We start from the raw sequence: 14,197 nt of genomic DNA, 5'->3' as shown, positions 1-14,197 counted from the left end.
TTATTCTCCTTTTTTTATATTAAAAAGTAATTTCTTACATCTTTCACAAAAGTAAGCTGATTTTACATCGGTATCATAAAGAGAATTGGAAAAATGCATTACGCATTTTTTATCTGAACAATGACTTAAATAAAAAAGATGCCCCAGTTCGTGGGTTGCTTCTTTCTTTAATCTCTCGATAAAAAATTTTTCATTTTCAGGCTTACCATAAAACTGCTGTCTTAATCTTGTAAGGGATATTATTGATGTGCCTGAATAGGGATTTGCAAGTCCAAAGATAAAATTAAGTCCGCTTGAATAAAGGTCAACATCTACAATAAGAAGCCATTTTTCATTAGCATTTCTTTTATTTTTTTCGGCTTTTCTGAGAATTTCTTCTCCTGAGTACTGTCTCCTTCTTTCATTGTAAGCAAAACTTAAATCCACTGAGTGTGATGTCAATTCTACATCCAAGCCAAATAGATTTTGAAGATGATTTTTTAATTCCGCAAGATATTTATTATTAATCTCACATAGAAGAAAAAGAAATATTTTAAATTTTTTCATGGTCTCTTTAATTATTTTAGTTTAAAATTTAAAATTCTTAATAGAAGCACTGGCTTTCGCTCCTCAGATATTTTTGGACATTTCTAAACTCGCTCAATCCAGTTTCTTTATTACAGAAATTTTAATCTAAAATTAAAGAATTTTTTTCTTACCTCTTCTATAGCAAACAAAAGCAAAGCAAAAGGAATTAAAACAAGCCAGACATTTAAAGGAATGGGATAGGTTGAAAATATGTTATTTCCCACTGGATGATATACAATGAAAATCTGCAGGATGATTTCAACAAGTATCCCCGCTAAAAGAAGCTTATTTGAGAACAAACCAAGGCTGAAAACTGATTCTCTGAAGGAGCGGGATACAAAGCCATTTGCAATCTGTGTGAGAACTATTCCTGTAAGGCATGCTGTTGTTGCCTGCATATAAAGAATGTTGTTTGAAGCTAAGGCTTGTCCCCATTGCCATTCTCCTGTTTTTAAAACATAAAAATATCCAAAAAGCCCTGCCGCAGCTTCAATAGGTCCTAAAATTAAAAATACCCTTAAAAGAAGCTTTAGGTTTAAAAGCCTTTCTTTATGGCTTCTTGGAGGTTGTTTCATTACCTCTTTTGTTGGTTTTTCTGCTCCAAGAGCAAGTCCTGGAAGGATGTCTGTTCCAAGGTCAATTGCAAGAATCTGCATAATTGTAAGAGGTAGAGGAATTCTGAAAATAGCATAAGCAATATATGGAACAAGCTCAGCTACATTGGAGGTGAGAAAGTATGATATGAATTTTCGTATATTTTCATAGATTGCTCTTCCTTCTTCAATGGCATTAACTATTGTTGTAAAGTTATCATCAAGCAGAATTAACTCCGCAGACTCCTTTGCCACATCTGTTCCGCTTCCCATGGCAACTCCTATGTCTGCTTTCTTAAGAGCAGGTGCATCATTTACTCCATCTCCTGTCACTGCAACTATCTGACCAGATTCCTGAAGAAGTGTAACAATTCTTAATTTATCCTTTGGTGTCATTCTTGTAAAAAGAATTTCCTTTTCTTTAAGTTTTTCCCTAAGTTCAGAGTCAGTCATTCTATGAAACTCTTCTGCCTCAATGATAACCGGAGCATCCTTTACAAGCCCTGTTTCTTTTGCAATTGCAAGGGCTGTCCTGCTCGCATCTCCTGTTATAAGAATTATTCTTACTCCTGCCTCATGGCATTTATTAATTGCTTCTTTTACTTCAGGTCTTGGTGGGTCTTCAAGTCCAATGAGTCCAACAAAGAGCATATCTTTCTCTGGCTCGTCCTCTGAATAGGCAAAGCAGAGAACTCTTAATCCCTCATCCATCAATGAATAGTAGGCATTATTTATTTTCTCTTTTATCTCTTCGTTTATTTCAACTTTTTCTCCATTTATCAAAGCAAATTTACAAAGGGGTAAAACTGTTTCTGTAGCTCCTTTTGTAAGTGAAAGCTTAACTCCATCAATAACATTCACTGTTGTCATTCGTTTTCTTTCAAAATCAAAGGGGATTTCAGAGACTCTCTCTGATACTAAATCTCCGATGTTTTCCCTTGCATACCTTAAAAGTGCAACCTCTGTTGGGTCTCCTCTGTATTGTCCTTCAACAAACTTCGCATTATTGCAGAGATAGGCAATTTTTAAAAGCATCTTTAATGTTTCTGGATTTTGATTTAACATCCATAACCTTTTAACTTCCATTTTGTTGTGGGTGATTGTTCCTGTTTTATCAGTGCATATAACTGTAATTGAGCCAAGAGCTTCAACAGATGTGAGTTTTTTGACAAGTGCATTTCTTTTAAGCATTCTCTGGCTTCCAAGAGCAAGGGAAAGTGTGACAGTTGGAAGCATCCCTTCAGGAACAAGGGCAACAATAACACCAATGGCAAAGATAAAGTTTTCCCAGAAACTTCTTCCAATTGTGTGTCCTATTATGAAAAATGTTAATCCAATCAAAGTTGCAACAAGGGCAATAAATCTTGAAGTCCTTGCAATTTCTCTTTGAAGTGGAGTTGGCTGAATATGAACAGTTTGTGTAAGATGGGCAATTCTTCCAAACTCTGTGCTCATTCCTGTTGCAAAAACAACTGCCTTTCCATTGCCTGAGACAACTGTTGAACCTGCAAAGGCAATGTTTTTGCTTGGAATTAAATCTCCTGATTCAGATTCATGAGTTAAAACAACAGGGACAGACTCTCCTGTAAGTGGAGCATTATTAACTGTAAGGGAGTTTGACTCAATCACCCTTGCATCAGCAGGAACTTTATCTCCTTCTGAAAGAATGATTAGGTCTCCGGGAACGAGTTCTCTTGCAAGAATTTGTTTTTCAGCTCCATCTCTTATAACTTTTACATAAAAAGGTAGCATGAGTTTAAGTTTTTCAATTGCCTTTTCTGCTCTGTATTCCTGCACAAAGGCAAAGATTGCATTTATAAAAATAACTCCTATAATTGCAAAACCAAGATGACGCATTCCTTCACCTGGATGAATCCAATCAGAAATAAAAGCAAGGGCTGCTGCAAGCCAAAGAATTATTGCAAGAAAGTGGGTGAATTGATTTAAAAATTTTAAAATTAAGGGAGACCTGCGCGCCTCTTTAATTTCATTGAAACCAAAATGAGAAAGCCTTCTTTTTGACTCCTCTTCTGCAAGTCCTGCCTCAGATGTATCAAGAAGTTTAAAGAGTTCTTCTTTAGTAGCCTCTGTTATTTTCATTCTTTATGATAGGGCTTAAAAATAATTAAATTGCATGGTGGATTTTCAATCAGTTTACTCATAGAGTCAGGCTTTATAATCCCTAAAAATCCGCTTTTTTCCTGTTCCATTACAAGAAGTTCAATTTTTTTGGAAAGAGCCTGAAACATTACTGTTTTTAGAGAGAATTTATGAAAAACCTTGCTTTCTATCTTTATCTCATGCTTTTTTAAAATTGAAAAGAGCTTCTCAATGTTTTCATCCTTTCCAAAATAGTTGATATACACTCTTGCATGGAAAATTTTTGAAAGATTTTCTATAAAAATAGCCTTTTCTTTAAGATAGTTTACCTTGCCTTTCAGAATAAAAAGAATCCTCTTAGGAGACAGTTTCCCCATATTAATTATCTTTACCATAGCAATTGAACAAGGAAGCTTTGAAATTTGTTTAAAATCATCCGAGGGCACAAAGGCGATGTCTATTTTTTCTTTTTTTATAATCTCTCTTAGTTCTTCAAGCCTCTCACCTTCTTTTATGATGCATTCAACTTTAAGATTGCTTTTTTCTGCCTCAAGAAAAACTCTTTTTAATGTAGCTTCAGCCTTTTCAAACTTTGCTTCCTTTTTATGAATGAAACAAAGATAAAGTGAAGCATTGCCTATTTTTGCAAACTTCAAAGCATACCTTGCAACACTCTCCGATGTGAGCCTCTCATCCACCTCTGCCAGAATTTTTTTATACATGATTTATTTTACATGAAAATGTCGAAAATAATTTTTTATCTTTTTTTCATCATTTTTAATGCTTCTTTTTGTTTTGATAGATATTTTGGATAATTTTGTATAATAAATATAAAAAATAAAGGAGCAAGAAAACATGTCCATTATAAAAGAAAAATTTAAAAGAAAAAAGAAAGAAAAAATTTTTGATTTGAAAATTGATGTAAAAGACTTCGGACCGATAAGTAGTGGTAAAATAAAACTTAAACCTCTTACATTATTTATAGGACCTAATAACTCTGGGAAATCCTATGCATCAATGTTGATTCATTCTATACTTGAGTCTTATGTGCCAACATTCCCTACGGATTTACCCAGATTTATGAGAAGACATTTTTTTGCTGGATATCTTGATAGAGATTTCTCTCTTCAGCAATTATCTGAACTGAAAGGGATAATCGGTAATATAAAAGAAAATAAAGAGATAGATATTCCAAAAAATTTCATAAAAAAAATAATCAAAAAGATTTTTGAGGAAATATATGAAAAAAGATTAAGTGAAGAAATTATTCGTTCTTATGCTTGTCCTTTAAATGAATTAGTCAGAGTTGGTAAAAAAACCTTCGAATTAGGTATTAACTTTAATTCTTACCATACTCTTTTAGTATATCAGAAAAATGGAGTAAAGATTAAAAAATATCCCAGGGTAGATATCAAGATAAAATTCAAAATAGTTGAATCGTACCGTCCTATAATTAATGTGCAAGAGAGTAAAAATGAAATTTTAATTGAATTAAGCAGGTTATGGAGAGAAAGAGAAAGTTCGAAATTCCATCATTTGCAAATAATGGATATAATTTCGGAAGTGTGTGTTTCTCATATATTCAAAGACATAGCAAAGCCATGTTATTATTTACCTGCTGCAAGGTCTGGAATACTTCAAGGGCATAGGGCGCTTGCTGCAAGTATTGTGAGGAAAGCCCCATATGTAGGTATAGAAAGACTTCCTGAAATTCCTAAGTTCTCAGGAGTTGTATCTGATTTCATATCTTCTATTCTCACTTTACCTGAAGAGAAAAGTCCGTTTTATGAGCTTGCTAAAGATTTTGAAAAAGAATTGATTAAAGGGGAAATTTTAGTTCGACCTTTGGATGAATATCTTGGTCCGGAGATTAAATATAGATTTATGGATACAGAGATTCCATTACACAGGGCTTCTTCAACAGTTTCTGAATTAGCACCACTATTTCTCTATTTAAAATATACCATTGATAAAGATAGTATTTTAATTATTGAAGAGCCCGAAGCTCACTTACACCCACAAAATCAGAGAATTTTAGCAAAATTTTTAGTTAAGATGATACGAAATGGTCTTAATATAATTATTACTACACATAGTGAATATTTATTAGAACAGCTAAATACTTTCATCTTGCTCAGTAAAATTAAGCCTAAAGATCGTAAAGAGTTATATGAATATACTGAAGAAGATTTCTTAAAACCCGAGGAGGTTGCTGCCTATGTATTTGAATATGATCAAAGTGGTGCAGGGAATAACATAGCAGAAATTGACATAACGGAGGAAGACGGTATTTCACAAGAAGAATTCCTTAAAATCCATGAGGCTCTTTATGAAGAGGCATTTAGGATTCGAAAAAGTCTAAACAATAAAGACTAAGTTTTAAGGATTCATTATGTCTGTTGTCAAGTGCATAAAGAGCATCATGGAAAATAAATTTAATAATCCCTTAGTAAAATGTTGTGAGGACATGGGTTGTGAGTTGAGAATTAATAATTTGAGTAACTACGTTATATTAAAAGGTGAAAAGATTTGTAAAGATCGCAAAATGTGTGATTGTATTATTTTTATAGGAGAAAATAACACTATCATTATTGGAATTGTAGAATTAAAAAACAAAACTATCCATGCGAATGACATTATAAAAAAACTTACTCATGGCTCAGAAATTGCGTTAGATATTTTAAAAAAATGTAGCAATAATCACATGAAATTTTATTTTTGTCACATTGTGTTGGGGAAAAGATGGGATTCTTCTGAGCACAAAGTAATAACTAATAAAAAAATTATAATTAGAGGGAAAAAATACAATATCTTAACTATGAAATGTGGCGTCTCTATTTCTAAGGCAATATCAATGGTAATATGAGATGAGACAAATGTTTAACTGGGATAGAATAATAAATCTATGAAATTATTTTCTCAAAGAAAAGGGCTTAAGCCAGTTAAGAGTGTGATGCAGATTGACTCTATGGATAGTGATTTAAGAAATGGTTTATGGAACTCCTTGGTTATTTTTTATTGGGATCAAGTAAAAGGAGACTGGCTTCCTAACTATACAAATGTTAATTTATTATTGAAAATCTTATGGCTTGATTATTTTAAAAAACCCATTGACACTATAAAAAATTATTGGGAATATACTTATGAAGAAATAAGAAAATATTTCTTTAACTGTCCATGGTATGAAGTTTATGATTTTATAGAATTTATAGCTAATAATTATCCTGAAGAACGTACTAATCAAAAATTTATGGATTTTTGCAATTCAATTTTGGAAAAAGAATTATCTGCATATAGGTTTGTAGGAGGTAAGATTACACAGATAACCTCAGAAGTAGAGATCTCACAAATAGAAGAGGCATTAGAAGTTACATCACCCTTTAAAGCTGTTAATATTCATTTAAAAAGTGCACTAGATTTACTATCTGACAGAAAATCTCCTGATTACAGAAATTCAATAAAGGAATCTATAAGTGCTGTAGAAGCTATTTGTAAATTAATTGTAAAAGATGAAAAGGCGACTTTATCAGAAGCATTGAAGAAAATAGATGACAAGTTGCCTTTACATTCTGCTTTAAAAAAAGCATTTGACAATTTATATGGATATACAAGTAATGCTGAAGGCATTCGCCATGCTTTACTTAACGAACCTAATTTAAGTTTTGAAGATGCAAAATTTATGTTAGTTTCATGTTCAGCATTTATTAATTACCTTATAAATAAAGCACAAAAAGCAGGGATAAAAATTTGAGTTAGAAAAAAAGTTGAAAAAGGTGGTTGAGGTAAATTCAAGATAGTTAGGAGGGGTATATCAGATGAGATGTAATATAATTTGGGATAGAATTTAAAGGACATCAAAAAAACTATAATTAAAAAGGAGAGATACAAAATGAACAGAAATGAGATAGAACCTGAAGAATTTCAAAAATCAATTACAAATGAGCTTGATATAGTTAAAAATAGAGTAAGAAACTTGATAGGAAGTTCTAATTGGGCAGAAGAAGGTAGATATAAAGAAGCTATTTTAAGGAATGTAATAAGGAGATTTTTACCATCCTATCTATCGCTTGGAACTGGCTTCATAATCAGAAAAAATAATCAGGATACGAAAATTTCCCGTCAGATAGATATCATCGTATATGATAATACCATTCCTGTTTTATTTTCAGAAGGAAACTTTGTCATCACAACATATAAAAATGTAAAGGCAATAATTGAGGTTAAGACCAAAATAAGTAATCACGATTTACATGAGAGTATTAATAAATCAAAAGAAAATGGAAAGCTTATTAAGAAAGAGATATTCAATGGAATTTTTAGCTATGAGTATAATGATGGCATAGAATCAGATAGCATAGATAACGCCTTAAAAAATACAGAGGGTTATGTTAATCATCTCTCACTTGGAAAGGATATCTTTATCAAATTTTGGAGAAATGTGGATAGAAACCGTTTGAGTCCGCCTATTAATGATTGTGAAGCTGACTTTTACAACATTTATAAACTTGAAGGTTTATCATTTTCCTATTTCATATCAAATTTGATAAATATGACATGTGACAAAAAGATTGATGATAGATGGTGGTTTTTATTCCCCATTGAAGGAACAAAGGAAAATTACAGGAAAAGGATAATATGTCTTTAAGAATTAGTTGGAGTTGAGCATGAATGAAGAAATAAGAGAGTTCTTACATACTCTGGAATCATCAATATCAGGAACAATAGAAGAATATGAAATTTCTGAAAAAATAAAAACCTTTATAGAAGAAAAATTTAAACAAAAACCACCAGATGCTTTAATTTGGGAATTGATGGCTTTTGCTTTTATAGAAAATTACCAAAATGATGAGTCAGGTTGGGGAACATATTTTGGACCTATATTTGTTGGAACAAATAAAGAAGGGAAAGTGATAGAATATCCAAGTCTCCGAAGAGTAACTTCAGAAATTCTTTTTTACTGGGAAAAAAGAGCTAAAGAATCTAAGCATCCAATTCTTAGACAGAGATATTCCAATTTGGTCTGGGATTTTTCAGAAAAAATTATTCAACAAAAGCCACATTATTCAATTGCTCAGATTTTTATAGATAGCATTATAGAAATTGCCGAAAAAGATTTGTATAAATATGAAGTAAAGGTAATAGAAAAGTTGAAACGTGCCTTATCTCTTGCTTTAACCATTAATGACAAAGAACGTATAGAAAAACTTAAAAATACAATTATCAATTATGAAGAAAAAATAGCAGAAGATGATAAACCAGGACTGTGGGGTTTTTCTTATGAATTACTTATAAAAAATAAAAAAATTCAATTAAATCAAGAAGAACAAAGGATTATCAAAAATTTAGAAGAAAGGCTTGAAAGAATATTAAAGGGAAATAATCATTGGGCTGCTCAAAGAGCAGCACTATTATTAGCAGATTATTACAAAGGGGAAAACCCTTTCCGAACAAAAGATATATTAATTGCATATGGTGACATGGTTCAAAGAGTGGCAAAGCAAGCCTCTTCTTTAGTAGGTGTTTCATGGTTAGAGGGAGTATTTCATATTTATTCACAATATGGATTAAAAAATGAAGCAAATAAACTTCTAATTAAAATAAAAGAGATTTCTAAAAATATTCCATCGGAAATGAAACAAATTGAAGTGCCAATAGAAATTCCAAAGGATGAACTTGAAAAGTTTATTAATGATGTAATTGATGGAGATATTAAAACAGTTCTTCAAAAGGTTGCTATCTATTACTTACCTAAGAAAGATAAAATTATAAACCAATTAAAAAATCTATCTCAAATAGCTCCAATTTCTTTTCTTTTTACTCGTAAAATAATTGATGAATCAGGGCGCGAAATTGCTGCTATCGGATCATTAGAAGAAGATATTGATGGACATATAGTTTTTCAAATCTCACAAAACATGCAACTTACATCATTTATTCTTAGAGAAGCAATAAGTAGATTTATTAGCAAGTATAATATAAGTTCTGCAAGTATAATTGATTATCTTTATAATTCCCCTCTTTTTGATGAAAGAAGAAAAGAATTCTTTCAAACAGGGATTGATGCTTATTTGAACGGTCAATTTTTAATTGCTTTACATGTTTTGATTCCACAGATTGAAGCTTTAATTAGAAATTTGGCAGAAATGATTGGATTACCTGTTCTAAAACAATCTCGTTCAGGAGGATTTAATTATAGAACATTGGATGAATTATTAAGAGAAGACAATATAAAGCAGGTCTTCGGAGAAGACATGAGTCTCTACTTAAGAGTTTTATTTACTGATCCAAGAGGATGGAATCTTCGCAATAATGTTTGTCATGGGATAAGTCATGCAGGAATTTTCAATGAACATATTGCTGATAGAGTGCTTCATGCTTTGTTGTGCTTGGCTTTAGTTAAGGAAAAGAGAGATGTAAAATGAGTTTCTGTATGATTTGATGGCTGGGGAAAAGCCATTAAAAACTATGAGTAGATGAGCACACCTTTTCAATCAACTTCTCCCTTTTCATTGAAAACCATGTTAGCATAACTTTTTACATATTTGTATAATAGATAAAGTGATATTCAGGGAGTCGAATAATTATTTTCTTTTTTATACAAATCAGGTTTTGACAAAATTTATTATTTTACAGAAATAGAGGCAATTTATGAAAACCTATCATAAAATAATCATAGGTGATTCAAGGTGGATGAAAGAAGTGGCTGATGAGTCAGTTCATCTTATTGTAACTTCTCCACCATATTGGCAATTGAAAGATTATGGTAATGGAAGTCAAATTGGTTTTAATGATACTTACGAAGAATACATAAACAATCTTAATTTAGTCTGGAAGGAATGCCATAGAGTTTTACATAAAGGTTGTAGATTATGCATTAATATCGGAGACCAGTTTGCACGGTCTGTTTACTATGGAAGATATAAGGTTATTCCAATAAGAACCGAGATTATAAAGTTTTGTGAAACTATAGGATTTGATTATATGGGTGCTATAATCTGGCAAAAGGTTACTACCTGTAATACAACAGGTGGCGCAACAGTTATGGGCTCTTATCCTTACCCCAGAAATGGAATTCTCAAACTTGATTATGAATTCATCTTGATTTTTAAAAAATATGGCAATCCTCCGAAAGTAAGTAAAGAGATAAAAGAGAAATCAAAATTAACAGATGAAGAATGGAAACAGTATTTTACAGGACACTGGAATTTCTCTGGTGAGAAACAGGATAAGCATCTTGCAATGTTTCCCGAAGAACTTCCGAAGAGACTTATAAAAATGTTCAGTTTTGTAGGCGAAACTGTTCTTGATCCATTTCTTGGCAGCGGCACAACATCACTGGTAGCAAGAAAATTAAATAGAAATTCCATTGGATATGAAATAAATGAAAATTTCCTATCAATTATAAAAGAAAAACTTGGTATAACGCAGAATTCAGTTTTTCATGATGCAAATTTTGCGGTTTTTAATTTGTTTAAAAGAAATGATGCTCATTTTGAAATAATGAGACAAGAAAAGCCTACAGTGGACTTTAAAGAAGAAATAAAAAAATTGCCATATATATTTAAAGACCCTGTTAAATTTGAGAGAAAAGTTGACCCTAAGAAATTAAGATTTGGGTCAAAAATAGATAATTCAAGTTATGATAGGGAAACATATTTTACGATAAAAGAAATAATCTCCCCTGAGATGCTGATTTTAAATAATGGGCTTAAAATCAAACTTTTAGGAGTGAGAGAGAACCTACAAAAAAAGGAAGAAGCGATTCAGTTTTTAAGAGAGAAAACAAAAGGTCAAAAGGTATTTATTAAATTTGACAATATTAAGTATGATGAGGAAAATACTTTGCTTTGCTATCTATATTTGTGGAATAAGACTTTTTTAAATGCTCATTTAATCAAGAATGGCTTAGTTGATGTGGATACGAATTTACATTATAAATATAAAACTAAATTTTTAAATTTACAAAGAGAAATAATTAGAGTGGTTTGAAATGAAAGTAAAAATTACTATAGAAGAAATCAGGAATTATCTGGATATAGAAAATCCTGAATTCCCAAAATATGTAGCACCTCTCATTAATCTGGCAAATAGGTTTGCAAAAGGAACTGTGCCAAAAGTTGTTGGTCAGTTGAGTGAACTCATCCAAGAGTTTGAAGGAAAAACTTTGAAGGAATGGGAAGAATGGTATTTAAAGAAAAAACCTGATGCAATAAGTGATGCTACTGAAAAGATACTTCATAAATTAAAAGAACTTAAGAACGCTATAGATAATATAGACAGGGAAACAGTTGAAAAATGGGTGAGAGATTTAGTAATTGTGAAAACATTCATTGGTTTAAGATTTCAAGAAGCAATACTAAAAAAAGGAGCAGAAATTAAGCAGACAAATTACAGGATATCAGAACCTGAGGAAGAGTCAAAAGGTATAGATGGTTATATAGGAGAAATTCCGATATCAATAAAGCCAGACACCTACAAATCAAAGCCTGAATTACCAGAACATATAGGTATAAAAATAATTTACTATAGAAAGATTGATGATGGAATTGAAGTAGATTACGGAGAGATATTGTAATCTATAATATTTTCAATTACCTCCACCTTTTTCATTGAAAAGTCCTGTGAACATAATTTTTCTATACATGCCCGCTCTATTTTTCAATGTTATTTATTTCGTAAAATATTGATATTAAAAAACATCTTTAATTATCTTAATTTTTGTTATGATAATAAAAATTGTGGAGTGTTAAAATATGCAAAAATTAAAATACGCAGAAATAAAAGAAAAATCTCTCCTAATAAAAGAGCAAGCATTAGACTATAAAACTCAGCAGTTCATATTAAATAGCAATCTAAAGAATATAAAGAAAGATTATGGTATATTTTTCACCCCTGAATGGCTCGTTGATTTTATGGTTAACCTTATTGATATTGATAAATTGTCCAGCAAAGAAGACATCTCCATATTAGAGCCAGCATGTGGACTTGCACAGTTTTTGTTTGGAATAAAAAGAAATCATTCTTCATTGTTTGAAAGGGCAAAGCTTATCGGAATAGAGATAAATCAAGAAGTTATAAATTATTTAGTGAGTTTTGATATTAGTAGTAAGATTGAACTTATTAAAGAAGATTACCTTTTATGGGAAGCTAATACATCTTTTGATTTAATTATTGGTAATCCACCTTATGGAATACCCAGTCTGTCTGAACACTATACAATAAAAGTAGAGCCTGAAATAAAGAAAAAGTATAAAACCTTATATGAAACATGGTATGGAAAATACAATGTCTATGGAGCATTCATTGAGAAATCGATCAAGCTGCTTAAGGCAGAAGGACAGTTAATTTTTATTGTTCCAGCTACCTTTATGATTCTTGATGAATTTAAAAAGCTAAGAAAATTTTTATCTCAGAATGGCGGCACAGCAATAATTTATCTTGGCTCAGATGTTTTTAAGCCTGAAGCAGATGTCTCATGTGTGATACTTGATTTTGTTAAATCTAAGGAGTTTGTTAACAGAGTTGAGATTTTAGAATATCACAGAAACAAGATAAAAGCAGTAAAAATAAACTCTAACTGGCAGGGAGAAGTGATTACTTTTGAAACAGATTATTCAAAAAAGTTAGATCACAGCTGTTCCCATAAATTAGGAGACATTTATGAAATAAGAATCTCTCCAAGAACTCCAGAAATTAAAAACAATCCTTATATTGTGAAAGCAGAATTTTTGAATAAACAGAACTATTTACCTCTCCTAAATGGTAGAAATTTAAAATGCAATGAAATTATTTATGAGAATCTTACTGGCTACTGGATTAAAAAAGCTGATATAAATAAGCTTAGAGGATACTTTAATATACCCCACATAGTAGTAGGGCTTGGTTTTAGAGAAAATGGAAGAGTAGCGGCAGCATATGATGAAAAATGCTACCCTTGGATGGGAGATGTTTATCACCTTATAAGAAAAACCAATCTATTCAACCTAAATTTTGACATGTCTGAGCAAGAAGTCGTGGAATATTTAAATTCAGATTATGTGAAGCGTTATGTAAAAGATATATATAGAGAAATTACATACCATTTGAGTATCACCCAATTAAAAAACCTGCCTTTACCTAATAAAAAAGAATGGAAAAGGATAAAAAAGGAGATATCATTATGAAAGAGCCTCTTAAAGATTTACAAAGATTCAGGGATTTTTTAAGTTCTATACCCTTAGACAAATACCGCGAAGAATTAAAAAATATTAAATGGGTGGAGCAAGATCTACCAAAAGAAATACTCCCACTGAGTTCAATATTCAGATATTACTGGGAGGAAAGAAATTTTTTAAATTTTGAAGAATGGTTTGAGAATTTTTGGCAACATATTAATAATAATCAAGAAAGCAAAAGAGCACTTGAAGATTTCAAGAAATATTATTTTAACCGCGATTTAGGAGAAAATGACTGGTTTAAAAAAGGATTTAAGGCAAGAATGTACAGAACTTGGGTTTCAGTGCTTACTCAGTTGGATTTTTGCTATTTATTTGAATATATCTGTGACAAAGAGAGTAAAAATTTAAAACTTGAATGCAACTCTGAATTAGATAGAAAAGGAATTGATGCGAGAGTAAATGAAATAAATTTTCAGATAGCTAAAATCACTCAAAGAAAAGAAGCCCGTAGTGCAAGTAAAAAAAAAAGTTTAATCACAATTCCTTATGCGGTTTTTAATTTAGAGGATTTTGAAAGAAAAATTGGAAGTAAAAGAGTCAAGGATAAAACAGGTTATCAAAATTCTTTGGAAGCATTTAAAAAATATTTTATCAGGCTTAATAACGGCTTTGTTGTCTTTCATGAAAATTATCTTAGAACCATAATAGAAAATATAAGTGATATTGAGAAGTTGAAAAAAGTAGTTGAAGAAATTTCAAGGGAGTTAGCAGGGGGATAAT

12 protein-coding genes are annotated in these 14,197 nt (G+C 31.1%); 9 read left to right on the top strand and 3 right to left on the bottom strand.

All coding sequences use genetic code 11. The features are described from left to right. From THEYE_RS02615 to THEYE_RS02605, 3 genes are all read right to left on the bottom strand, one after another. Positions 1-546 (bottom strand): archaemetzincin family Zn-dependent metalloprotease, encoded by a 546-nt coding sequence (locus THEYE_RS02615; protein ID WP_012546295.1) that lies wholly within the window; start codon positions 544-546, stop codon positions 1-3. 110 nt (positions 547-656) lie between these two features. Then, positions 657-3,260 (bottom strand): cation-translocating P-type ATPase, encoded by a 2,604-nt coding sequence (locus THEYE_RS02610; protein WP_012545171.1) that lies wholly within the window; start codon positions 3,258-3,260, stop codon positions 657-659. Then, complete coding sequence (locus THEYE_RS02605; protein WP_012545587.1) at positions 3,257-3,982, bottom strand: putative universal stress family protein; 726 nt, start codon at positions 3,980-3,982, stop codon at positions 3,257-3,259. Before THEYE_RS02605 ends, THEYE_RS02610 begins: the two co-directional genes overlap by 4 nt. A gap of 133 nt (positions 3,983-4,115) precedes the next feature. On the opposite strand from THEYE_RS02605, the gene THEYE_RS02600 reads away from it, so the two are divergent. From THEYE_RS02600 to THEYE_RS02560, 9 genes are all read left to right on the top strand, one after another. Then, positions 4,116-5,636, top strand: a complete 1,521-nt coding sequence (locus THEYE_RS02600; RefSeq protein WP_012545515.1) for an AAA family ATPase — start codon at positions 4,116-4,118, stop codon at positions 5,634-5,636. Positions 5,637-5,652: 16 nt separating this feature from the next. Beyond that, positions 5,653-6,126 carry a hypothetical protein gene (locus tag THEYE_RS02595; RefSeq protein ID WP_206768430.1) on the top strand — a complete coding sequence of 158 codons (474 nt, stop codon included), beginning with the start codon at positions 5,653-5,655 and terminating at the stop codon, positions 6,124-6,126. Between the two features lie 39 nt (positions 6,127-6,165). Next, positions 6,166-7,011, top strand: a complete 846-nt coding sequence (locus THEYE_RS02590; RefSeq protein WP_012546359.1) for an AbiJ-NTD4 domain-containing protein — start codon at positions 6,166-6,168, stop codon at positions 7,009-7,011. A gap of 138 nt (positions 7,012-7,149) precedes the next feature. Beyond that, entirely contained in the window at positions 7,150-7,905 is a 756-nt protein-coding gene (locus THEYE_RS02585) for a DUF6602 domain-containing protein (RefSeq protein ID WP_012546791.1), read from the top strand. Positions 7,906-7,924: 19 nt separating this feature from the next. Continuing rightward, a complete protein-coding gene (locus tag THEYE_RS02580; RefSeq protein ID WP_012545693.1) occupies positions 7,925-9,682 on the top strand; it encodes a DUF4209 domain-containing protein in 1,758 nt (585 codons plus the stop codon). Positions 9,683-9,908: 226 nt separating this feature from the next. Further along, positions 9,909-11,249 (top strand): DNA methyltransferase, encoded by a 1,341-nt coding sequence (locus tag THEYE_RS02575; RefSeq protein WP_012546645.1) that lies wholly within the window; start codon positions 9,909-9,911, stop codon positions 11,247-11,249. Between the two features lies 1 nt (position 11,250). Further along, positions 11,251-11,835 carry an MjaI family restriction endonuclease gene (locus THEYE_RS02570; protein WP_012545491.1) on the top strand — a complete coding sequence of 195 codons (585 nt, stop codon included), beginning with the start codon at positions 11,251-11,253 and terminating at the stop codon, positions 11,833-11,835. A gap of 178 nt (positions 11,836-12,013) precedes the next feature. Further along, the gene (locus THEYE_RS02565; RefSeq protein WP_012546320.1) at positions 12,014-13,423 is read left to right on the top strand and encodes a TaqI-like C-terminal specificity domain-containing protein; all 1,410 of its coding nucleotides are present in this window, start codon (positions 12,014-12,016) and stop codon (positions 13,421-13,423) included. Further along, positions 13,420-14,196, top strand: a complete 777-nt coding sequence (locus THEYE_RS02560) for a TaqI family restriction endonuclease (protein WP_012544932.1) — start codon at positions 13,420-13,422, stop codon at positions 14,194-14,196. The genes THEYE_RS02565 and THEYE_RS02560 overlap by 4 nt, the downstream gene beginning before the upstream one ends. Position 14,197 lies beyond the last annotated feature (1 nt).

The sequence above is a fragment of the Thermodesulfovibrio yellowstonii DSM 11347 genome, assembly GCF_000020985.1.
In the GTDB taxonomy this organism is placed as follows: domain Bacteria; phylum Nitrospirota; class Thermodesulfovibrionia; order Thermodesulfovibrionales; family Thermodesulfovibrionaceae; genus Thermodesulfovibrio; species Thermodesulfovibrio yellowstonii.
Note: the sequence above shows the minus strand (reverse complement) of the source record. Positions and strands in the feature narration are given on the sequence as shown.

Coding starts and splice junctions, on each gene's coding strand:
- THEYE_RS02615 (WP_012546295.1), bottom strand. CDS start 546: ATGAAAAAATTTAAAATATTTCTTTTTCTTCTATGTGAGATTAATAAT.
- THEYE_RS02610 (WP_012545171.1), bottom strand. CDS start 3,260: ATGAAAATAACAGAGGCTACTAAAGAAGAACTCTTTAAACTTCTTGAT.
- THEYE_RS02605 (WP_012545587.1), bottom strand. CDS start 3,982: ATGTATAAAAAAATTCTGGCAGAGGTGGATGAGAGGCTCACATCGGAG.
- THEYE_RS02600 (WP_012545515.1), top strand. CDS start 4,116: ATGTCCATTATAAAAGAAAAATTTAAAAGAAAAAAGAAAGAAAAAATT.
- THEYE_RS02595 (WP_206768430.1), top strand. CDS start 5,653: ATGTCTGTTGTCAAGTGCATAAAGAGCATCATGGAAAATAAATTTAAT.
- THEYE_RS02590 (WP_012546359.1), top strand. CDS start 6,166: ATGAAATTATTTTCTCAAAGAAAAGGGCTTAAGCCAGTTAAGAGTGTG.
- THEYE_RS02585 (WP_012546791.1), top strand. CDS start 7,150: ATGAACAGAAATGAGATAGAACCTGAAGAATTTCAAAAATCAATTACA.
- THEYE_RS02580 (WP_012545693.1), top strand. CDS start 7,925: ATGAATGAAGAAATAAGAGAGTTCTTACATACTCTGGAATCATCAATA.
- THEYE_RS02575 (WP_012546645.1), top strand. CDS start 9,909: ATGAAAACCTATCATAAAATAATCATAGGTGATTCAAGGTGGATGAAA.
- THEYE_RS02570 (WP_012545491.1), top strand. CDS start 11,251: ATGAAAGTAAAAATTACTATAGAAGAAATCAGGAATTATCTGGATATA.
- THEYE_RS02565 (WP_012546320.1), top strand. CDS start 12,014: ATGCAAAAATTAAAATACGCAGAAATAAAAGAAAAATCTCTCCTAATA.
- THEYE_RS02560 (WP_012544932.1), top strand. CDS start 13,420: ATGAAAGAGCCTCTTAAAGATTTACAAAGATTCAGGGATTTTTTAAGT.